At 70.3% G+C, this 21,291-nt stretch carries 20 protein-coding genes; all 20 read left to right on the forward strand.

The genetic code is table 11. The features are described from left to right. The first annotated feature begins 285 nt into the window (after nt 1-285). The 20 genes from NWFMUON74_RS13535 to NWFMUON74_RS13630 all read left to right on the forward strand — a co-directional run bounded on the left by NWFMUON74_RS13535 (nt 286) and on the right by NWFMUON74_RS13630 (nt 21,156). The gene (locus NWFMUON74_RS13535) at nt 286-1,821 is read left to right on the forward strand and encodes an AMP-binding protein (RefSeq protein WP_187688149.1); all 1,536 of its coding nucleotides are present in this window, start codon (nt 286-288) and stop codon (nt 1,819-1,821) included. Between the two features lie 38 nt (nt 1,822-1,859). Next, nucleotides 1,860-3,503: an FAD-dependent oxidoreductase gene (locus NWFMUON74_RS13540; protein WP_187688150.1), complete on the forward strand. Its 1,644-nt coding sequence runs from the start codon at nt 1,860-1,862 to the stop codon at nt 3,501-3,503. A 32-nt stretch (nt 3,504-3,535) separates the two neighbouring features. Beyond that, the gene (locus NWFMUON74_RS13545) at nt 3,536-4,399 is read left to right on the forward strand and encodes an alpha/beta fold hydrolase (protein ID WP_187688151.1); all 864 of its coding nucleotides are present in this window, start codon (nt 3,536-3,538) and stop codon (nt 4,397-4,399) included. Nucleotides 4,400-4,401: 2 nt separating this feature from the next. Further along, on the forward strand, nt 4,402-6,087 hold the full coding sequence (locus NWFMUON74_RS13550; protein ID WP_187688152.1) for a bifunctional 3-(3-hydroxy-phenyl)propionate/3-hydroxycinnamic acid hydroxylase: 1,686 nt from the start codon (nt 4,402-4,404) through the stop codon (nt 6,085-6,087). After that, nucleotides 6,044-7,012 carry a 3-carboxyethylcatechol 2,3-dioxygenase gene (locus NWFMUON74_RS13555; RefSeq protein ID WP_187688153.1) on the forward strand — a complete coding sequence of 323 codons (969 nt, stop codon included), beginning with the start codon at nt 6,044-6,046 and terminating at the stop codon, nt 7,010-7,012. Before NWFMUON74_RS13550 ends, NWFMUON74_RS13555 begins: the two co-directional genes overlap by 44 nt. Beyond that, complete coding sequence (locus NWFMUON74_RS13560) at nt 7,009-8,754, forward strand: FAD-binding protein (RefSeq protein WP_187688154.1); 1,746 nt, start codon at nt 7,009-7,011, stop codon at nt 8,752-8,754. Before NWFMUON74_RS13555 ends, NWFMUON74_RS13560 begins: the two co-directional genes overlap by 4 nt. Then, nucleotides 8,751-10,049 carry an LLM class flavin-dependent oxidoreductase gene (locus tag NWFMUON74_RS13565; RefSeq protein WP_187688155.1) on the forward strand — a complete coding sequence of 433 codons (1,299 nt, stop codon included), beginning with the start codon at nt 8,751-8,753 and terminating at the stop codon, nt 10,047-10,049. The genes NWFMUON74_RS13560 and NWFMUON74_RS13565 overlap by 4 nt, the downstream gene beginning before the upstream one ends. 21 nt (nt 10,050-10,070) lie before the next feature. Next, entirely contained in the window at nt 10,071-10,886 is an 816-nt protein-coding gene (locus tag NWFMUON74_RS13570; RefSeq protein WP_187688156.1) for a coniferyl-alcohol dehydrogenase, read from the forward strand. After that, nucleotides 10,874-11,869: a cyclase family protein gene (locus tag NWFMUON74_RS13575; protein ID WP_187688157.1), complete on the forward strand. Its 996-nt coding sequence runs from the start codon at nt 10,874-10,876 to the stop codon at nt 11,867-11,869. Before NWFMUON74_RS13570 ends, NWFMUON74_RS13575 begins: the two co-directional genes overlap by 13 nt. Before the next feature lie 60 nt (nt 11,870-11,929). After that, the gene (locus tag NWFMUON74_RS13580) at nt 11,930-12,505 is read left to right on the forward strand and encodes an NADPH-dependent FMN reductase (RefSeq protein ID WP_187689133.1); all 576 of its coding nucleotides are present in this window, start codon (nt 11,930-11,932) and stop codon (nt 12,503-12,505) included. Between the two features lie 98 nt (nt 12,506-12,603). Then, nucleotides 12,604-14,010 carry a 3,4-dihydroxy-2-butanone-4-phosphate synthase gene (locus tag NWFMUON74_RS13585; RefSeq protein WP_269475352.1) on the forward strand — a complete coding sequence of 469 codons (1,407 nt, stop codon included), beginning with the start codon at nt 12,604-12,606 and terminating at the stop codon, nt 14,008-14,010. Beyond that, nucleotides 14,007-14,843 carry an alpha/beta fold hydrolase gene (locus NWFMUON74_RS13590; RefSeq protein ID WP_187688159.1) on the forward strand — a complete coding sequence of 279 codons (837 nt, stop codon included), beginning with the start codon at nt 14,007-14,009 and terminating at the stop codon, nt 14,841-14,843. The genes NWFMUON74_RS13585 and NWFMUON74_RS13590 overlap by 4 nt, the downstream gene beginning before the upstream one ends. Beyond that, the gene (locus tag NWFMUON74_RS13595; RefSeq protein WP_187688160.1) at nt 14,840-15,673 is read left to right on the forward strand and encodes an SDR family NAD(P)-dependent oxidoreductase; all 834 of its coding nucleotides are present in this window, start codon (nt 14,840-14,842) and stop codon (nt 15,671-15,673) included. The genes NWFMUON74_RS13590 and NWFMUON74_RS13595 overlap by 4 nt, the downstream gene beginning before the upstream one ends. Nucleotides 15,674-15,822: 149 nt before the next feature. Then, complete coding sequence (locus NWFMUON74_RS13600) at nt 15,823-16,470, forward strand: TetR/AcrR family transcriptional regulator (RefSeq protein ID WP_187688161.1); 648 nt, start codon at nt 15,823-15,825, stop codon at nt 16,468-16,470. A 70-nt stretch (nt 16,471-16,540) separates the two neighbouring features. Then, nucleotides 16,541-17,764: an NAD(P)/FAD-dependent oxidoreductase gene (locus NWFMUON74_RS13605; RefSeq protein ID WP_187688162.1), complete on the forward strand. Its 1,224-nt coding sequence runs from the start codon at nt 16,541-16,543 to the stop codon at nt 17,762-17,764. Nucleotides 17,765-17,777: 13 nt separating this feature from the next. Next, nucleotides 17,778-17,972: a ferredoxin gene (locus NWFMUON74_RS13610; protein ID WP_187688163.1), complete on the forward strand. Its 195-nt coding sequence runs from the start codon at nt 17,778-17,780 to the stop codon at nt 17,970-17,972. 8 nt (nt 17,973-17,980) lie between these two features. Next, nucleotides 17,981-19,219, forward strand: coding sequence for a cytochrome P450 (locus NWFMUON74_RS13615; RefSeq protein ID WP_187688164.1), 1,239 nt, complete (start codon nt 17,981-17,983; stop codon nt 19,217-19,219). An 85-nt stretch (nt 19,220-19,304) separates the two neighbouring features. Beyond that, nucleotides 19,305-20,033 carry an arsenate reductase/protein-tyrosine-phosphatase family protein gene (locus NWFMUON74_RS13620; protein ID WP_232111008.1) on the forward strand — a complete coding sequence of 243 codons (729 nt, stop codon included), beginning with the start codon at nt 19,305-19,307 and terminating at the stop codon, nt 20,031-20,033. 21 nt (nt 20,034-20,054) lie between these two features. Continuing rightward, entirely contained in the window at nt 20,055-20,462 is a 408-nt protein-coding gene (locus NWFMUON74_RS13625) for a VOC family protein (protein ID WP_187688165.1), read from the forward strand. Between the two features lie 10 nt (nt 20,463-20,472). Beyond that, nucleotides 20,473-21,156: a TVP38/TMEM64 family protein gene (locus NWFMUON74_RS13630; RefSeq protein WP_232111009.1), complete on the forward strand. Its 684-nt coding sequence runs from the start codon at nt 20,473-20,475 to the stop codon at nt 21,154-21,156. Nucleotides 21,157-21,291 lie beyond the last annotated feature (135 nt).

The following is a 21,291-nucleotide window of genomic DNA, read 5'->3' on the forward strand; positions in this document are numbered from 1 at the left end:
CATGGAGCAAGAATTTTCCTTGCAGTAGATGAGAACGTTACTCTTGCACAACTCTCGCCGCAAGGTCGCGCGGCCCCGCGGAATCTCCGGCGCGCGCCTGGCTCGATCCGCCGAAAAGCGGATTCACCACGGACGATTCCGTCGAACCTCGGTGAATCTCATATTTCCGTTGGATGAGAACGGTATTTTCATCAATGGTCGAGGAGATCGTCGGGCGCGGCTGCCGCGGCCCGGGTACATCGAGGGGCGCGCAACGCGCCCACCTGCGGACACGAGTGAGGCCAGATGCGAACCGTCCCCGAGGAATTGCGCGACCGCTACGAGACCGCGGGCTGGTGGCGGCGAGAAACGCTGGGCGATCTGCTGAGTCGCGCCCTCGCGTCGGCGCCCTCGGCCGAATTCCGGGTGCACTCCGACGTGCGCCCCTGGTCGGGCAGCGTCGGGGAGGTGGAGCGGATCGCCCGGCGATTGGCGGCCGGGCTCCGGGCGCGCGGCGTCGGGCCGGGTGACGCGATCGCCTTCCAGCTGCCCAACTGGATGGAGGCCGCGGCGACGTTCTGGGCCTCCGCCTACCTCGGCGCGGTGGTGGTGCCGATCGTCCATTTCTACGGGCGCAAGGAGGTCGGGCACATCCTGACGACCGTGCGGCCCAAGGTCTTCGTCGCCGCGGAACGCTTCGGCCGCACGGCCTTCGATCCCGAGGTATGCGCGGCGGTGCCGATCGTCGGGGTGGTCGGCCGCGATTTCGACGACCTGCTGGCCGACGCGCCCATGCCGGGTGTGGTCGCGGCCGATCCGGCGGACCCGGCGCTGATCGCCTTCACCTCGGGCACGACCAGCGCGCCCAAGGGCGTGGTGCACAGCCACCAGACGCTGGGCTGCGAGGCGCGTCAGCTCGCCGCGCACAACGCGCTCGATCGCGGCACGATGCTCACCGCCACGCCGGTCGGGCACTTCATCGGGATGGTCGGCGCCTTCCTGTTACCGGTGCTGCACGGCAAGCCGGTGCATCTGCTCGACGTGTGGGACGCGGGCCGGGTGCTGGCGCTGATCAAGAGCGACGGGTTGACGGTCGGGGGCGGGCCGCCCTACTTCGTCACCAGCCTGCTCGACCACCCCGACTTCACCCCCGAATATCTGGACAACTTCCGCTTTGTCGGGCTGGGCGGCTCCACCGTGCCCGTCGCGGTCACCCGGCGGCTCGCCGGCCTGGGCTTGGTCCCGTTCCGCGCCTACGGCAGCACCGAGCATCCCTCCATCACTTCCTCCCGTTACGACGCGCCGGAATTCGAGCGCCTGTCGACCGACGGGCGGCCGATGCCCGGCGTGGAGATCCGGCTGGCCGACGACGGCGAAATCCTCAGTCGCGGACCGGATCTGTGCCTGGGCTACACCGACGACGCGCTGACCGCGCGGGCCTTCGACGCCGACGGCTGGTACCACACCGGCGATATCGGCGTCCTGCATCCGGACGGGCATCTGACCATCACCGACCGCAAATCCGACGTGATCATCCGCGGTGGCGAGAACGTCAGCGCGCTGGAGGTGGAGGAACTGCTCGCCGAACTGCCGGAGGTGGCCGAGGCCGTGGTGGTGGCCGTACCGGACGAGCGCCTGGGCGAAACGGTCGGCGCGGTACTGCGGTTGCGGCCCGGACACCGACTGCCCGAGCTCGCCGCGGTGCGCGAGCACTTCGCGGCCGCCGGAGTCGCGCGGCAGAAGTGGCCGGAGCGGTTGTTCCAGGTCGAGGACTATCCGCGCACCCCCAGCGGCAAGGTCCGCAAACATCTGATCCGCGAGCGGATTGCCACATCCACCTGACGAGAATATGATTCTTGTCATTCGCGAATGGAGGTCTCATGAATTCTCCCGCACCGTCCACTGCCACGGGGGACGGCGAGGTCGCTGTCGACGTCGTCGTGCTGGGTAGTGGTGCCGCGGGCCTGACCGCCGCGCTGACCGCCGCCGTCCGCGGCGCGTCGGTCGCTGTGTTCGAGAAGGCGGACACCGTCGGCGGGACCAGTGCGGTATCCGGTGGCATCGCGTGGATCCCGGCGCACGACCGGGCGCCGGACGGCCCGCTGACCGTGGCCGACGCGCTGGCCTACCTGCACGCGCAGTCGCTGGGCTCGATGGACGACGAACTGGTGGAGATCTTCGTCCGCACCGGCGCGGCGATGGTGGATTTCGTCGAGGCGCACAGCGGGACGCGATTCGAGATCGCCGATGGTTTCCCGGATTACAAGCCGGAACTGCCCGGCGGCCGTCCCGGCGGCGGGCGGTCGCTGAGCCCGGTCGCCTTCGACCTCACCCGCCTCGGCGAGTGGCGCGACCGCATCACCTCCTTCCCCGCCGACTGGAGCAACGTCGGCTTCGACGCTGAGACCCGCGCCCGCCTGCACGCGCAGACCGGCAGCGACTCGGCCGACTTCTGTGTCGCCGGAACGGCTCTCGTCGCCGGGCTGCTGCGCGGCGTGCTCGACGCGGGCGTGGTGCCGCGCACCGGGGCGCGTGCTGTCGAGTTGCTGTCCGAGGGGCGCACGATCACCGGCGTCCGGTTGAGCACGGCCGACGGCGAGCGAATCGTGCGCGCCCGCAAGGGCGTCGTGCTGGCCACGGGCGGTTTCGAATGGGATGCCGGCCTGGTCCGCGCGTACCTGCGCGGCCCGATGCACGGCCCGGTGTCACCGCCGAACAACACCGGTGACGGCCTGCGCATGGCGATGGCGCACGGCGCGGACCTGGGCACCATGAGCGAGGCGTGGTGGGTGCCGGTGGTACGGATTCCCGGCGACACCATCGGGGGCGAACCGCGCAGCCGCAGTGTGCGCCTGGAACGGACCCGGCCGCGCAGCATCATGGTCAATCGCGCCGGGCGGCGGTTCGTCAACGAGGCGTCGGAGTACAACTCGATGGCGGGGGCGTTCCACTATCTCGACCCCAAGGGCGGCTACGTCAACGATCCGGGCTGGATCGTCTTCGACGCCGAACATCTGCGGCGCTACGGCTTCCTCGGCATCGCGCCGGGCGACGCGGTGCCCGAATGGTTCTGCGAGTCGGCCGATTTCGCGGAACTGGGCGCGAAGACCGGCATCGACCCGGCCGGGCTCGCCGCGACGGTGGCGGCCTGGAATCGCACCGTGGCCGACGGCGTGGACCCGGACTTCGGCCGCGGCGCCAGCGCCTACGACGGCTGGTGGGGCGACGAGAACGCGGACACCGTCGCGGGCCGCACGCTCGGCCCGGTGGACACCGCGCCGTACTACGCCGTGCCGGTCACCGTCGGCGCCATGGGCACCAAGGGCGGACCGCGCACCGACCGCGACGGCCGGGTGCTGCACGTCGACGGCCAGGTCATCCCCGGCCTGTTCGCGGCCGGCAACGCGATGGCCGGTGTCACGGGCCGGGCGTACGGCGGCGCGGGCGGCACCATCGGCCCCGGCATGGTGTTCGGCTTCCGCGCCGGTCACGCCGCCGCGACCGGCAAATCGGCGGACATCTGAGCACGGTCCCGGGGTTTACGGAGGTGACGAGTTTGTCGGAGTACGAAAGCATCTGGAGCGATCTGCAGGGCGTCGCGTTCACGCAGGGCTACCTGGAGGCCGGTGGCGTGCGCACGCGCTATCTGCACGCGGGCGACCCGGGCAAGCCGGCGCTGGTGCTGCTGCACGGGTCCGGCGGGCACGTCGAGGCGTATGTCCGCAATCTGGAGGCGCACGCCGAGCACTTCTCGACCTGGGTGATCGACATGCTGGGCCACGGCTACACCGGCCGCCCCGGTCATCCGCTCGAGGTGAAACACTATGTGGCGCACCTGATCTCCTTCCTCGATGCGGTGGGCGTGCGGAAGGCGCACGTCAGCGGCGAATCGCTCGGCGGCTGGGTGGCCGCGCGCCTGGCGATCGACCATCCGGACCGGGTCGAGCGGCTGGTGCTCAATACCGCGGGCGGGTCGCAGGCCGACCCGGAGGTGATGCGGCGCATCGTCACGCTGTCGATGGCCGCGGTCACCGACCCGACATGGGAGACGGTGCAGGCGCGCATCAAGTGGCTGATGGCAGACAAGTCGAAGAGTTACGACGACGTGGTGGCGAGCCGCCAGCGGATCTACCGGCAGCCCGGTTTCGCCGTCGCCATGCGCGACATCATGGCGCTGCAGGATCCGCAGATCCGGCAGCGGAACCTGTTGGGGCCGGAGGATTACGGCCGCATCACCGCGCCGACGCTGGTGCTGTGGACCAGTGACGACCCCACGGCCGATGTCACCGAGGGGCGGCGGATGGCGTCGATGATTCCGGGCGCGCGCTTCGAGGTGCTGCCCGACTGCGGGCACTGGCCTCAGTACGAGGACCCCAAGGCGTTCAACGCCCTGCATCTCGACTTCCTGCTGGGTGGCTGACCGTGCCGAAGCGAAACGATTCCGCCGCAACGACATCGGACGTCGATGTCGATGTGCTGATCGTCGGCGCGGGCCCGGTGGGTTTGACGCTGGCGAACATGCTGGGCATGTACGGCGTGCGCACCCGGGTCGTCGAGGAGCGGCCGACGCTCATCGACTATCCGCGCGGCGTCGGACTGGACGACGAGGCGCTGCGGACCTTCCAATCGATCGGGCTCGTCGAGCGAGTCCTGCCGCACACGACACCGAACCAGATCATGCGGTTCGTCGACGGCAAGGGGCGGCTCCTCACCGAGATCGCCCCGAGCGACGCCCAATTCGGCTGGCCCAAGCGCAACGGCTTCGTACAGCCACTGGTCGACGCCGAACTGCTCGCCGGGCTGGACCGGTTCCCGCACGTCGAAGTGGCGTGGGGCACGGCCATGGTCTCCTGCGCCGATTCCGGTGCGCGGGTGACCGCGGAACTGACCACCGACTCCGGGTCCACCACCGTGACCGCGCGATACCTGGTCGGCTGCGACGGCGGACGCAGCGCCACCCGCCGGCAGCTGGGCGTGACCTTCGAGGGCACCACCTCACCGACGCGCTGGCTGGTGGTGGATCTGGCGTCGGATCCGCTGGGACACCCCAACAGTGAGGTCGGCGCCGATCCGGCGCGGCCGTATGTCTCGGTGTCGATCGCGCACGGCATCCGTCGCTTCGAGTTCATGATCCACGATCACGAATCCGACGAACTGGCCGAGGATCCGGCGTTCGTGGCGCGGATGGTGGCGCCGTTCGTCCCGCATCCCGACCGCCTGGAGGTGATCCGCCGCCGGGTGTACACCCATCATTCGCGCATCGCGGGCGCCTTCCGGAAGGGTCGCCTGCTGCTGGCGGGCGACGCCGCGCACCTGATGCCGGTGTGGCAGGGCCAGGGGTACAACAGCGGCATCCGGGATGCGGCCAACCTCGGCTGGAAACTCGCCGCGGTGGTGCAGGGCCACGCCGGTGACGCGCTGCTCGACAGCTACGACCTGGAGCGCCGCAAGCACGCCCGCGCCATGATCGACCTGTCGACGATGGTCGGCAAGGTGATCTCGCCGACCGACCGCACCGTCGCCGCCGTGCGCGACGTGCTGGTCCGGGCGGCCGCCGCGGTGCCGCCGGTGCGGCGCTACGTGCTCGGCATGCGGTTCAAGCCGATGCCGCGCTACGAACGCGGCGCGGTGGTGCACACCTGGTCCAGGTCCCCGAAGTCGGCGGTCGGCACGCTGTTCATCCAGCCCCGGGTGGACACTCGCGACCACGCCGACGTCGCGCTGGACGACGTGCTCGGCCCCCGGTTCGCCGTGCTGTGCTGGAACAACCGGCCCCGCGAGGTGCTCGGGGCGGCGGCGTTCGAGGCGTGGAAGGCGTTGGGCGCCAGGTTCTTCGAGGCGCGGCCCGCGACTCAGCTGCACTGGACCGGTCACGACGATCCGGACGTCGTGGTGCTGGGCGACCGCGGCGGCGCGCTGAAGCGGTGGTTCGACGGCCAGCGCGACTCCGTGCTGTTCCTGCGGCCCGACCGCTGCGTGGCGGGCGCGACCATCGCGCAGCTGGCCCCGGAGTTGAGCGCGGATCTGCTGCGCACCCTCGCCCTCCGGCCGGGAGGAGGACACGATGCCGCTGGCCCTGTGCTGCGTCTCGCACAGCCCTCTGCTTGATCTCCCCGGCCCCGACCGCGAGCTGCTCGACGACATCGAGTCGGCGCTCGACCGGGCCGCGGATTTCGTGCGCGAGTTCGATCCCGAACTGGTTGTCACGTTCTCCCCGGATCACTACAACGGCTTCTTCTACAAGCTCATGCCTCCGTTCTGCATCGGCACGGCGGCGGCCGGAGTGGGGGACTACGGCACCCACGCCGGGCCCCTCGACGTGCCCGCCGACCTGGCCCGCGAACTGGCCGAGTCGGTGCTCACGGCGGGAGTCGACGTGGCCGTGTCGATGACGATGGCGGTCGATCACGGCACGGTGCAGCCGTTGCAGCGGCTGCTGGGCGCGGCCACGGCCCGCCCGGTCGTGCCGATCTTCGTGAACTCGGTCGCGGCGCCGCTCGGTCCGCTGCCGCGCGCGGCCGTGCTGGGAGCCGCTGTGGGGCAGCACCTTTCGTCGCTCGGCCGCCGCGTGCTGGTACTCGGCTCGGGCGGTCTGTCGCACGATCCGCCGGTGCCAGCCCTGGCGACCGCGACCGGTCCGGCCCGCGAACGGATCGTGCACGGCGGCACGATGACGGCGGACCAGCGGCTTGCCAGGCAGGAGCGGGTGATCGAGGCCGCCCGCGAGTTCGCCACGGGCAGTGGGTCGTTGCGCCCGCTGAACCCGGACTGGGACCGGCGTTTCCTGGCCGCGCTCGACGAAGGCCGTCTCGGGGAATTCGACGGCTGGGACAACGCCTGGATCACCGAGGCCGCCGGGAACTCGGCGCACGAGGTGCGCACCTGGGTGGCGGCCTTCGCCGCGCTCGCGAGCCAGGGACCGTACCGGACCGGGGTGCGCTACTACCGGCCCGCGCCCGCGCTGATCGCCGGATTCGCCGTGCGTACCGCGCTGCCGGAGCGCGATACGGATTCGATCGGGAGGCAACCGTGACAGCAGGGGCGGACGGCGCGCCGGGTACCGCCGAAGAGTTCGACCGCACTGTCGACGTGCTGGTCATCGGGTCCGGCGGCGGCGGGCTGACCGCCGCGCTCGCCGCCGAGGCCGCGGGGCTGGACACGCTCGTGGTCGAGAAGTCCTCGCACTACGGCGGATCCACCGCGCTGTCGGGCGGCGGCATCTGGGTGCCGGGCGCACCGGCGCAGCGGCGCGACGGCTACGAGATCGACCCCGAGGGCGTGGTCGAGTACCTGCGCCGGATCACCGAGGGCCTGGTCAGCGAGGAACGGCTGCGCGCCTACGTGGAGCGCGCGCCGGAGATGATGGAGTTCCTCGAAAACCGCAGCGACTGGCTGGAATTCGTGTGGAAGCCCGGCTATGCCGACTACTACCCGGAACTGCCCGGCGGCTCGCCCGACGGCAGCACCATCAACGTGCCGCCCATCGACTTGCGCGAGCTCGGCCCGGACGAGGAACTGCTGCTGCGTCCGCTGGCGCTGGCGCCCAAGGGAATCTGGCTGGGCCCCAAGGACCTTCGGCTGTTCTACCAGGTCCGCCAGCACTGGCGCGGCAAGGTCGTACTGGTGAAGCTGGTGTGGCGGATGTTCCGCGCGCGGGTGTTCGGCGACCGGATCGCCGCCATCGGCCAATCCCTGGTGGCCCGGCTGCGACTGGCCTTGCGCGAGCGTGACATTCCGCTGTGGCTCGACGCCCCGATGACCACCCTGATCACCGGCGCCGACGGCGCGGTGGTGGGCGCGGTGATCGAGAAGGACGGCCGCGAACTGCGCATCCGCGCCGGGCGCGGCGTGCTTCTGGCGACCGGCGGCTTCGAGCACGACATGGCCCGGCGCAAGGAACTGGAACCGGTCATCGACCAGGACTGGAGTTTCGGCAATCCGGCGTCGATGGGCGACGGCATCCGCGCGGGGGAGCGGGTGGGCGCGGGCACCGACCTGATGGACGAGGCGTGGTGGTTCCCCGCCATCCAATGGCCCGACGGCCGCATGCAATTCATGCTCAACGAGCGCATGATGCCGTCCCAGTTCATCGTCAACGGCGCGGGGGAGCGGTACATCAACGAGGCCGCGCCCTACATGGACTTCGGGCACGCGATGATCGCGGGGCAGAAGTCGGGCGTCACGCACATACCGAGCTGGCTCATCACCGACACCCGTTCGTGGCGCCGGTATGTCGTGGCGGGACATCTGCCGATTCCCAAGGTGCCGTTCGCGCCCGTGCCGACCGGCCGCACGATGCCGCGCGCGTGGCTGGAGTCGGGCGTGGTGCGGACCGCGAACTCGTGGGAGGAGCTGGCGGCGAAGATCGACGTCCCGCCGGATCGCCTGCGCGCCACCGCCGAACGCTTCAACGAACTCGCCCGCAAGGGCCACGACGACGACTTCGCCCGCGGCGACAGCGTGTACGACAACTACTACGGCGATCCGACGCTGCCCAACCCCAATCTGTATCCGATCGGCGAACCGCCGTACTACGCGTTCCGGATCGTTCCCGGTGACCTCGGCACCTCGGGTGGTCTGCGCACCGACGAGCACGCCCGCGTGCTGCGCGCGGACGGCACCCCCATTCCCGGTCTCTACGCGACCGGCAACACGTCCGCGGCGGTCATGGGCCGCAGCTACGCCGGCGCGGGCGCGACCATCGGGCCCGCGATGACCTTCGGATACATAGCGGCCAAGCACATGACGTCTCGTTCCAACGGAGGAAGTACATGAAGATCTCGCTGTTCTACGAATTCGCGCTGCCGCGGCCGTGGACCCACGACGACGAGCGCGAAATGTTCCAGGACGGCCTGGACGAGGTGGAGGCCGCCGACAAGGCGGGGTTCTCCACGGTGTGGCTCACCGAGCACCACTTCCTCGAGGAGTACTGCCACTCCACCGCGCCGGAGATGTTCCTCGCCGCGGCGAGCCAGCGCACCAAGGACATCCGGCTCGGCTTCGGTGTGATGCACATGCCGCCCGCGATCAACCATCCCGCCCGGGTCGCCGAGCGGATCGCGACGCTGGACCGGATCTCCAACGGGCGCGTCGAATTCGGCACCGGCGAATCGTCGTCGGTCGGGGAACTGGGCGGGTTCAACATCGATCCCGCCGACAAGCGCGGCCAGTGGGAGGAGGCGCTCGATGTCGCCATCCGCTGCATGATCGAGGAGCCGTTCACCGGCTTCAAGGGCGACCACATCGAAATGCCCGCGCGCAACGTCATCCCCAAGCCGCAGCAACTGCCGCACCCGCCCGTCTGGGTGGCCTGCACCCGGCCCTCCTCGGTCCAGATGGCCGCCCAGAAGGGCATCGGCGCACTGAGTTTCGCCTACACCGGGCCCGGACCGCTCGCCGAACGCGTGCGCGGCTACTACCAGGAGTTCGAGGACAAGGCCGAACCGACCATCCCGCAGCTGAATCCGAACATCCTCGCCATCGGCGGCGACCTGTCGATGATGGTCGCCCCGACCGACGAGCAGGCCCTGCAGCGGCTCGACGTGGGCGGCGGCTTCTTCTCCTTCGGCATCATGCACTACTACATGACCGGCCAGCACACCCCCGGCCGCACCAAGGTCTGGGAACGCTACCTCGACGCGGTGCGGGAGGACGAGACACTGGCCTACGGCCCCGGCCGCGGCGCCATCGGCTCGCCGGACACCGTGCGCGAATTCCTGCGCGGTTACGAGGAGAGCGGTGTCGACGAGATCATCCTGCTGCTCAACCCGCGCAGCCACGAGGGCACGATGGAGTCCATCGAGCTGATGGGCAAGCACGTGCTGCCGGAGTTCATCGAACGCGACGAGAAGGCGGTCGCGGCCAAGGCCAAGCGGCTCGAACCGATCATCGAGAAGGTGGAGGCGCGGCGCAAGCCGCTGGCCTCGCCCGCCTTCGACGAGTCCTACGCCTTCGGCGGCCTGCCGACCGGCCGCGGCGGCAAGTTCACCGCCAGCGAGATCCCCGAGGCGATGGCCGAGATCAACGAGGGCCGGGTGCAGGCGGCGCAGCGCGCCAAGGACGAGCAGTAGCCCGAGGACGAGGTGCCCGACGTGGGACGTGTGGAGGAACTGTGGCGCTACGACGGCCGGCGGGTCGTCGTGACCGGTTGCGCCTCCGGGATCGGCGCGTGCGTGGTGGAGCAGGTCCGTGAGCTCGGCGGCGAGGTCGTGGGCCTCGATATCGCCACGCCCGCAACCGAACTCGACGGATTCCACCAGGTCGACATGTCGGACGCCGCGTCGATCGACCGGGCCGTCGAGGCGGTCGGCGGTCCGGTGGACGCGCTGTTCAACGTCGCCGGGGTCTCCTCGGGTATCGGGGACCCGCTGCGGGTCGTCACGATCAATTTTCTGGGTCTGCGCCGGTTCACCGACGCGCTCACCGCGGCGATGGCGCCGGGGTCGACGGTCGTGAGCGTGTCCTCGCTCGCGGCCGCCGGGTACCTCGAGCACCGGGAGCAGGCCCTCGGGTTGGTCGGCAGCACCGACATGGCGGACGGAATCGCTTGGTGCGAGGGCAATCCCGAGGCCCTCGCCGACGGCGGTTACCGGCTGTCGAAGGAAGCGATCATCTACTACACGATGCGGCAGGCCGTGCCCCTCGGGGCACGCGGCATCCGCATCAACTGCACGGGACCGGGTGTCACCGAGACGCCGATCCTGGACCAGCTGCGCTCGCGGTACGGGCCGCAGTATCTCGACACCATCCCCAAACCGCTCGGCCGGGTCTGCGAACCGGACGAGCAGGCGGCCGTCCTGGTGTTCCTCAACAGCCGGGCCGCGAGCTATGTGACCGGACAGGTGCTGTGGGTGGACGGCGGCAACGTGGCCGCGCGAATCACCGAAGGAGAACTATGGCCAGCCTGACCGAATTCCGGCGCGTCGCAGCGGAAGTGAGCAACTGGGGCCGGTGGGGCGCCGCCGACGAACTCGGCACGCTCAACTTCATCACCCCCGACAAGGTCGCCGCGGCGGCGGGGCTCGTGCGGCACGGGCGGGTGTTCCCGCTCGGCATCGACTTCGACTCGACCGGGCCGCAGGGTGCGTTCAAGTTCCGGCAGAACCCGGTGCACGTGATGACCGTCGACGGCGGCGACGCGCGGACGATGGCCGAGTACGGTCCCAAGTGGGCGGGCAACGGCTTCGGGCAGGAGTTCGGCGGCTTCTTCGCGGGCGAGGACAACCCGTTCCGGTTCAACGACGACATGATCATCATGCCGCTGCAGGCCGCCACGCAGTGGGACGCGTTGTCGCACGTGTACTACGACGAGCAGCTGTACAACGGCTTTCCCGCGGACTCGGTCACCAGCGCCGGTGCGTTCCACTGCGGTATCGAGAAGGTCGACGGCAAGGGCATCACCACGCGCGGGGTGCTGCTGGACCTGGTCCGGCACCGCGGCGCCGAGGTGTTCCTGGAGCCGGGCGATCCCATCACACCGGACGAGTTGGACGAGGTCGCGCGCGCCCAGGGCGTCGAGGTCGGCCGCGGCGACATCGTGCTCGTGCGCACCGGCTGGCAGGCCCGCTTCGCCGAGACCGGCGACGGCGCCGAGCCGTACTCGGGCCTGGACTGGATGTGCGCCAAGTGGTTGCACGAGCGCGAGGTCGCTGCGGTGGCGGCGGACAACCTCATGGTGGAGGACGTCGTCTCCGGGGTCGAGGGGACCTTCCTGCCCATGCACATGCTCTGCCTGCGCGACATGGGCCTGATGCTCGGCGAGTACTGGGACCTCACAGCGCTCGCCGCCGACTGCGCAGCCGACGGCGTCTACGAATTCCAGCTCGTCGCACCGCCTTTGCGCGTGGTCGGGGCCGTGGGTTCGCCGATCAACCCGATCGCCATCAAGTAGGCCAACCAGGAGGTTCCGGCTGTGATTGCAAGTACGACCAACGCGACCACCGCCGTCGGCATGGACGAGGGACGGCCGTTCGTCGTCGGCGTCGGCGGCACGTTGCGCGCGGACTCGTCGACCGAGCGGGCGTTGCGGCACTGCCTCACGGCGGTCGAGCGCCAGGGTGGGCGCACCGCGCTGTTCTGCGGGGCGGCCCTGGACCTGCCGATGTACAACCCCTACGACGCGAGCCGCACGCCGGGCGCGACCGAGCTGGTCGACGCGCTGCGCCGCGCGGACGCCGTGGTGATCGCCTCACCCGGCTACCACGGCGGCATCTCCGGCATGGTGAAGAACGCCCTCGACTACATCGAGGATCTGCGTGGCGATCCCACGGTCTATCTCGACAACAAGCCGTGGGGCTGCATCACCTGTGCCTTCGGCTGGCAGGCCGCCGTCGGCACCCTGGGCCAACTCCGCGCGATCGGCCACGCCCTGCGCGCCTGGCCCACGCCCCTGGGCGTGGCCATCAACTCCGCCGAACCGATCTGGGGACCCGACGGCGCCCTCACCGACGACACCGTCGGCGCCCAACTGGAAGTCCTCGCCACGCAGGTGCTGACCTTCGCCCCGACAGGCGGAGTGCGGGCGTGAGCGACCCGATCCCGGACTGTTCCGCGACCTCGGCACCCGGAGGCGCGGCCGCGTCGGCGACAGATCGCCCGAACTCGCCTGCGATCCCCGCCTTTCCGATGCAGCGCCCCGTCGGCATACCTGCGGTGGACGAGAACTCGGCGCGGTGCTCTACGGAGGTCTCTGCTGGTTCGGAGCGTGGCTGTGCGGAAGCGACCGCTGGTTCGGAGCGAGGCTCTGCGGAGGTGCCTGCTGGGACGAGGCGCGGGTGTGCGGAGGTGTCTGCTGGTTCGGGGTGTGGGTGTGTGGAGGTGCCTGCCGGTTCGGAGCGTGGCACTGCGGAAGCGTCTGCTGGTTCGGTCGGGGTGGCGGCGGGTTCGGTGCGGGCTGCTGTGGGTGCGCTGCGGGATGGGCGCATGGTGCTTGTGGTCGGTGCCGAGGGCGGGGGGTATCGCGGGCATCTGGTGCTGGCCGCGGAGCACGCCACGGCCGAGGCGGTCAATGCCATGACGACGGTCGGGCGTGGGCTGGTGCAGGTGGCCGTGCCGTCGGAAGCGCTGGACCGGCTCGAGATTCCGCCGGCCGATCCCACCGCGACGGGGCCGGGGCGGAAGTTGTTCCGCATGCCGGTGGGGCTCGCGGGCGCCGGTGCCGGGGTGCGGGCGTCGGAGCGCGCGAGAACCGTTCGGGCACTGGCCGATCCGGCCAGCCGCCCGGGGGACTTCACCCGGCCCGGCCAGGTCTTCCCGCTCGGCTGCGCGGACGGGGGAGTGCTGGCGGTGCCCGCGCCGCCGGAGGCCGCTGTCGATCTCGCCCGGTTGGCGGGAGTGGCGTCCGCTGCCGCGATGTGCGAGGTGTGTGCCGCCGACGGTGAGCCGGCGGAGTTGCCCGAGCTGCACGAACTCGGACGCCGCCATCGACTGCCGGTCGTCTCGATCGACGACGTCGTCGAGTATCGCCGCCGCGAACTGGCCCGCGTGCACCGCCGCGGCACCGCCCGTATCCCATTGCCGGCGGGCGAGTTTCGTGCGTACGGCTTCACCGATGGGCTGGGCCGCGAGCACATCGCCTTCGTGTACGGTCACCCCGTCTCCACCATCACCCCCCTGGTCCGAGTCCACGGTGAATGCCTGTTCGGCGATGCCCTCGGTTCCCTGCGCTGCGACTGCCGCACCGGCCTCGACCACGCCCTGCGCCGCATTGCCCGTGCGGGCCACGGCGTCCTGGTCTACATCCGCTCACGCGAGGGCTTCACCCGAGAGCCGACACGACCGCCGAGCAGCGGAACAGGCCACCCCGCAACACATCCCGTGGATTACTGGGACCTCCGCACCGCCTTCGACATCCTGGACGAACTCGGCATCCACGAGATCCGACTCCTCACCGACCCCGCGCTTGCCTCGCGTCCGTTGCGTCCGGCTGTCGAGCCGGTGCGCATCCTCGGACTGATCCCGCTGTGGGAGACCGTGTCCCGCGCGGACACCGAGCCTGTATCGCGCGTCGGCGGGATCGGTCGGGCTTCATGAACGCACAGCGCAGAACCCTGGTTGTCGACGGCTCGGCAACCAGCTACCTGGAGGCGGGATCGGGCGAACCGGTCGTGCTGCTGCACGGCGGCGAGTTCGGGGCCGGAGCCGAAATCGGCTGGGAACACACCATCGACGCGCTGGCCGAGCGCTATCGCGTGCTGGCACCGGACATGCTGGGCTTCGGCGGGTCGGCGAAGGTCGTCGACTTCACCGACGGCCGCGGCCTGCGCATCCGGCACATCGCGCGATTGCTCGCCCTGCTCGGTATCGAGTCGGCGCATTTCGTCGGCAATTCGATGGGCGCGATCAACCTGCTGGTCGACGCGACCTCGGACACGCCCCGCCTGCCGATGCGGAGCCTGGTGGCGATCTGCGGCGGCGGCGAGATCCAGAGCAACGAACACGTGCGCGCGCTCTACGACTACGACGCCACGCTCGACGGAATGCGGCGCATCGTCACGGCTCTGTTCCACTCCCCGTCCTACCCGGCCGACGAGACCTACGTGCGGCGGCGCTACGAGGCGAGTATCGCCCCGGGCGCGTGGGAAGCGTTGGCGGCGGCCCGTTTTCGCCGCCCCGGCGCCGAACAGCCGCCGACCCCGTCGAGCCGACGCGCCTACGAACGCATCACCGTCCCGGTCCTCGTCGTCGAGGGAGCCCGCGACAAGCTCCTCCCGCAGGGCTGGGCCGCGCAGATCGCCGAACAGATCGCGAACGCCCGCCACGCGGTGGTGCCCGACGCCGGGCACTGCCCCCAGATCGAGCAACCCGAGACCGTCAACGACCTCCTCCTGACCTTCCTCGCGGAACTCGAAAGGAACAACATATGACCGACGAACTGACCGGCAAGGTCGCCGTCGTCACGGGCGGCGCGTCCGGAATCGGCGCCGCCACGGTGGCGCGGTTCGTCGCCGCGGGCGCCCGCGTCGTCGTCGGCGACCTCGATCCCGAGCGCGGTGCCGCAGCGGTGGCCGGCTACGGCGACGCGGCGGTGTTCCACCGGACCGACGTCGCCGAACCCGAACAGGTCGAGCGGCTGGTAGACGTGGCGGTGCGCACCTTCGGCGGCCTGCACGTCATGTGCAACAACGCGGGCGTGCCGGGCACCATGCATCCCAGCCTGCTGGTCGACGATCTCGCCGACTTCCACCGCGTCCTCGGCGTGAATCTGCTGGGCGTGATGGCCGGCACCAGATTCGCTGCCCGGCACATGGCCGACCATGGCGGCGGCTCCATCGTGAACCTGTCCTCGATCGGCGGCGTCCAGGCGGGCGGGGGAGTGCAGACCTACCGGGCCTCCAAGGCCGCGGTGATCCACTTCACCAAATCCGCGGCAATCGAGTTGGCACAGTACGGCATTCGGGTCAACTGCATCGCCCCGGGGAACGTGCCGACCCCGTTTCTCGCGGCGTCGGCCACCACGATGTCGGCCGAACGCATCGAGCGGTTCACCCGGTCGGTCCGGGCCTCGATGAACGAGGACCGGCCGCTGCCGCGCGAGGGCACGCCGGAGGATGTCGCGGAGGCGGTGCTCTACTTCGGCAGCGACCGCTCGGCCTACGTGACCGGAACGGTGCTGCCCGTGGACGGCGGCACGGTGGCCGGTAAGCCGCTCAGGCCGCGCAAGAAGCCCGCGCAGTCCACCGAAGCCCGCACGTGATCATGCCCGCGTTAATTCAACTGCTTGACTTGAACGGCCGCGCGGCGTTGACTGGAAGTGCCGGTATTCGAAATCGAGAATGCGATTCTGACGCGGCCGCGCCCCTGATCGCACGGGCGGGCCGAGCCGGTCATCCGGAGGAACCAGAAATGGCTACTGTCGACAGATCCCGCGCCGGGCAGGCCACCACCACCCGGGAGGCGATCCTCGCCGCCGCGGAACGCCTCTTCGCCGAGCGCGGCATCGCGGCCGTGTCGAACCGGCAGGTGAGCGAGGCCGCCGGGCAGGGCAACAACGCCGCGGTCGGCTACCACTTCGGCACCAAGGCCGATCTGGTCCGGGCGATCGTGCGCAAGCACCACGCACACACCGAACAGCTGTGCCGGGAGCTGGTGGAGCGGATCGGCACGTCCCGTGACCTGCGGGACTGGGTGGGCTGCCTGGTTCGCCCGGTCACCGAACACCTTGCCGCCCTGGGCAATCCGACCTGGTACGCGCGGTTCAGCGCCCAGTTGCAACCGGATCCGGTGTTCCGCGATCTGATGTCGGACGAGTCGCTGGCCTCCCGGTCGCTGGTGCGCGTCGTGGACGGCCTGCAGCGCAGCCTGCCGGACCTGTCGCCGGAGCTGCGGCGGCAGCGAAACTCCATGGCGCGCTTGCTGATCGTGCACACCTGCGCCGAACGCGAGCGCGCACTGGCCGACGACACGCTACTGCGTCCCTCGAGCTGGGAAGAGACCGCGACCGGCCTGGTCGACGCGATCACCGGGCTGTACCTGGCGCCGGTGTCGCGATGAGCGCCGACACCGGGCAGAGAGAAAGGCCGCACATGACGAGAGCTCTGCCGCACCGGATGGCGGGTACGCGATGAGCCGCCGCACGGACGTGCTGATCGTCGGCGCCTCGGCCGCGGGCCTGGCAACCGCGGAAGCGTTGCGCCGCCAGGGCTTTCGCGGTGCCATCACGATGCTGGGCGCCGAGCCGCATCTGCCCTACGATCGCCCGCCACTGTCCAAGCAGATCCTGTCCGGCGCGTGGCGGCCCGAACGCACCCTGCTGCGCGCCCCGCGGATGCTGGCCGAGCTGCAGGTCGACCTGGTCCTGGGGCACCGAGCCCTCGCACTGGATGTCGCCGGTCGCACGGTGCGTTCGACGGCGGGCCTCTTCACCGCCACCGAGGCGGTCGTGATCGCCACCGGGGCCACGCCGAGGACGTTGCCCACCGTGCCCGGCCTGCGCGGCGTGCACGTGCTGCGCACCCTCGACGACGCCTTGGCGTTACGTGCGGAGCTGACGCCCGGTGGCTCGGACCCGGCGCGACCCCGCGTGGTCGTCGTCGGTGAGGGCGTCCTCGGTACCGAAATCGCCGCGACGACAAGGCAATTGGGAACCGACGTCACCGTTGCCGGTCCACTGTCCGCGCCGATGGTGACCCAACTCGGCGAATTCGCCGCGGCCCGGCTGGCCGAGCTGCACGCGAGCAGGGGAGTCCGGCTGCGGCTGGGCGCGGGCGTCGCCGGCCTCACCGACCGCGACGGCGCGGTCACCGGCGTGACGCTACGGACGGACGAGACGCTGCCCGCCGACGTGGTCGTCGTCGCGATCGGCGCCGGGCCCGCCACCGACTGGCTCGCGGGCAGCGGGCTGACCCTGGCCGACGGCGTCGTCTGCGACGACAGCTGCCGCGCCGCGGCGGGCGTGTACGCCGTCGGTGATGTCGCCCGCTGGCACGACCGAGACGCCAACGCCCCAGTGCGGCTGGAGAATCGGACGCACGCCGCCGAACAGGCGGGGGTCGTGGCGGCCAATATCGTCGGCGCCGATCGCGTCTACCGCCCCATCCCGTACTTCTGGACCGACCAGTTCGACACCAAGATCCAGGTGCACGGCACCATCACGCCCGACGCGCGGGTCGCGGTCGTCGACGGCGATCCAGCGACCGGCCGCTTCGTCGCCCGATACGAGCGGAACGGGGCGATCACGGCCGTGCTCGGCTGGAACATGCCCAAACAGGCTCGCGTGCACCGTGAGCACCTCGTCACCGCGCGGCGCCCGCACATCGAGTCCCGCACCCCAGCGCACTCCCCGTAGGAAGAAGGTCCCGATGAAGGTGACTGTCGAACAAGACAAATGCATTGCCGCCGGGCACTGCGTCATGCACGCGGCGGCGGTGTTCGATCAGCGCGACGACGACGGTGTGGTCGAACTGCTCGACGCGAACCCGCCCGCCGAACTCGCCGCCGACGTGCGAGAGGCGGCGGCGGTCTGCCCCGCCATGGCCATTCACGTCGAGGAATAGGAGTCATCGTGTCCGAAACTTTGACCGACGCCGGCGCCGCGACGGCGGGCATCCCCGACTATCCGATGCCGCGATCCGCCGCCTGCCCGTTCGCGCCACCGGAGCAGGCGCTGCGGCTGGGCCGGGACAAGCCGCTCAACCGCGTGCGGATCTGGGACGGCAGCACGCCGTGGCTGGTCACCGGGTACGCCGAGTTCAAGACGCTGATGTCCGACCCGCGGGTCAGCGTGGACGACCACCGGCCCGGGTTCCCGCACTGGAACGAGGGCATGCTGGCGATCAAGGACAGCCGCCCCAAATCGCTGTTCACCACCGACGGCGAGGAACACAGCCGGTACCGGCGAATGCTCACCAAGCCGTTCACCTTCAAGCGGGTCGAGGCGCTGCGCCCGGTGATCCAGCAGATCACCGACGAGCACATCGACAAGATCCTCGACGGCCCGCAGCCCGCCGATCTCGTCGTGGGACTGGCCCTTCCGGTGCCGACCCTGATGATCAGCGAGATGCTGGGCGTACCCTACGACGACCACGAGTTCTTCCAGCTGCACGCCACCATGAACGTCGACCGGTTCGCCACCAAAGAGCAAGCGGCGGAAGGCCGTTCGCAGCTGGCGCGATATCTGGTCGAGCTGGTCGAGAAGAAGCTGGACGAACCGGCCGAGGACGTGGTGACCGATATCGCCGAGCGGGTGCGCGCCGGTGAGATCGACATGCGCGAGGCCGCTCAGCTGGGTACGGGGTTGCTCATCGCGGGCCACGAGACCAGCGCCAACATGATCTCCCTCGGCGCCCTTGCCCTGATGGAGAACCCGGACCAGTTCGCGCTGCTGCGCGACACCGAGGATCCGAAGGTCGTGGCGGGCGCGGTCGAGGAGCTGCTGCGCTACCTCAGCATCATCCAGAACGGCCAGCGCCGGGTCGCGATCGGCGACATCGAGATCGCGGGTGAGACGATCCGCGCCGGCGACGGCCTGATCTTCGATCTCGCCCCGGCCAACTGGGACGAGAAGCAGTGGGACCAGCCGGACAAGCTCGACCTGCGCCGTCCGGCCAACCTGCACGTCGGCTTCGGCTTCGGCCCGCACCAGTGCGTCGGGCAGCAATTGGCCCGCGCCGAACTGCAGATCGTCTTCCACACCCTGGTTCGCCGCATTCCCACCCTGCGCCTGGCGATTCCGTTCGACCAGGTCGAGTTCAAACACGACCGTCTCGCCTACGGCATCTACGAGCTGCCCGTGGCCTGGTAACGGGGCGAGGGGTCGTCACCCCGGACCACTGCCGGGCGGCTGCCGCCCACTATTGCATCAAACTCATTTGATGTATTCTGCTCGGGTGGCAACCCAGACCCGAGTACCGGTGCCGCTGCTCATGCGGATGGCGGCGCATCCGTTGCGCTGGGCGCTGATGACCGAGCTGGCGCCCAGTGATCGACGGGTGCGGGAGCTGGTCGCCGCGGTCGACGAGCCGCAGAACTTGGTGTCCTATCACCTGCGGTTGTTGCGCACGGCCGGGTTGGTGACGATGCGGCGCAGTAGTTTCGACGGTCGCGACAGCTACTACCACCTCGATTTGGCTCGGTGCGCAACGGCATTCGGTGAGGCGGCGGCTGCTCTGCACCCGATGCTGGCAGCGGCCGAGCGCCGGTGGCCGAAAGGCAGGTCGGTGTTGTTCCTGTGCACCGGAAACGGCGCGCGCTCACCGATGGCCGAGGCGCTGCTGCGGCGTCGCAGTGGCGGACGCGTCGAGGTGACCAGTGCGGGCAGCCATCCCAAGCCCGCTATGCACCCGAATACCGGCCGAGTTCTGCGCGAGCACTTCGGCATCGAGTTCGAGCCCCGGCGGCCGCAGTCGCTGGAGGTGATCGCGGGCCGCCCCTTCGATGTCGTGATCACGCTGTGCGACAAGATCCGCGAGGTCCCTCGGGATCACGGAGCGGCGATCACGGCGCATTGGAGCCTGCCGGACCCGGCCGCCGCGGCCGCGACCGAGCAGGCGACGTATCCGGAATTCCGCCGTGTCGCAACCGAACTCGACACTCGCATCGGGTTCCTGGCTCTGTAGGGACAACAAGGAGGCCCGACCATGACCACCACCGCACCGAACGAACTCGCCCGCGTGCGTTACCTCGTCGACGATGTGCGCGAGGCAGTGGAGTTCTATACCACCCAGCTCGGCTTCGCCGTCGATTTCGATGCCGCACCCGCGTTCGCCGCCGTCGTCCGCGGCCCGCTGCAGCTGCTGCTCGCCGGGCCGAAGAGTTCCGCGGGCCGCCCGATGCCCGACGGCACCGTCCCGACACCCGGCGACGGCTGGAACCGGATCCAGCTCGTGGTCGACGACATCGCCGCCGAGGTCGCGCGGCTGCGCGCGGCCGGGGTCACCTTCCGCAACGACATCCTGAGCGGGCCTGGGGGACAACAGGTTCTGCTACGGGATCCCTCCGGGAACTTCGTCGAGCTGTTCCAGCCCGCGCCCCGTCCCGCGCGCTGACGGTGCCGGGATGGTTCTCTCGGCTCTGCGCACCACGATGGCGGGCGGGCCGGTTCGTCGCCCGAGTCCGAGGGTGATCGGAGCGCTGGCGCTGCTGGTGGCGTTCGCGGCGCTCGCGCTGTTCGCCCCGCGGCCGGAGGTCACGCAGCTGCGCGAGTGGGCACGGGCCGGCGGGGCATGGCTGCCCGTCCTGTTCTTCCTCGCACACGTGCTGGCAACCGTTGTCCTGCCGCGGGTTCCGTTCACTCTCGCCGCCGGGCTCCTGTTCGGTCCGGTTGTCGGGGTCGTCCTCGCGGTGTCCGCCACCACGGTCAGCGCGGCGCTGGCGTTCCTGCTCGTGCGTGCGATCGGTCGCGAGGCGATCGCCACCCGATGGACACACCCCGCGGTCGTGGCGGTGGATCGGCGGCTGGCTCGCCGCGGCTGGCCGGCCGTGGTGTCACTGCGACTGATCAGCCCGGTCCCGTTCTGGCTGGTCAACTTCTGCGCCGGGGTCTCGTCGATTCGGTTGCGGCCCTTCCTCGTCGCGACGGCCGTGGGTGTGCTGCCCGGCACCGTCGCGCTGGTCGCCCTCGGTGACGCGCTGACCGGGAGCACCGATCCCACGCTACTGGCCGTCTCCGTGCTCTGCGTCGCGATCGGCGTGGCGGGCCTGGTGGTCGACGCGCGTCTCGGCGGGCCGGAACCGGTGTAATCGAGTCGCTCAGTGGGCAGAGAACCTGGTGAAGGCGAATCGCCCGGTGGGGCAGCGTAGCCGGTGTAAGTGAATCACTCAGTGGGACAATGGAATCGGTGTAAGCGGATCGTTCAGTGGAACGGTGGAACCGGG

The sequence above is a fragment of the Nocardia wallacei genome, from assembly GCF_014466955.1.
In the GTDB taxonomy this organism is placed as follows: Bacteria; Actinomycetota; Actinomycetes; order Mycobacteriales; family Mycobacteriaceae; genus Nocardia; species Nocardia wallacei.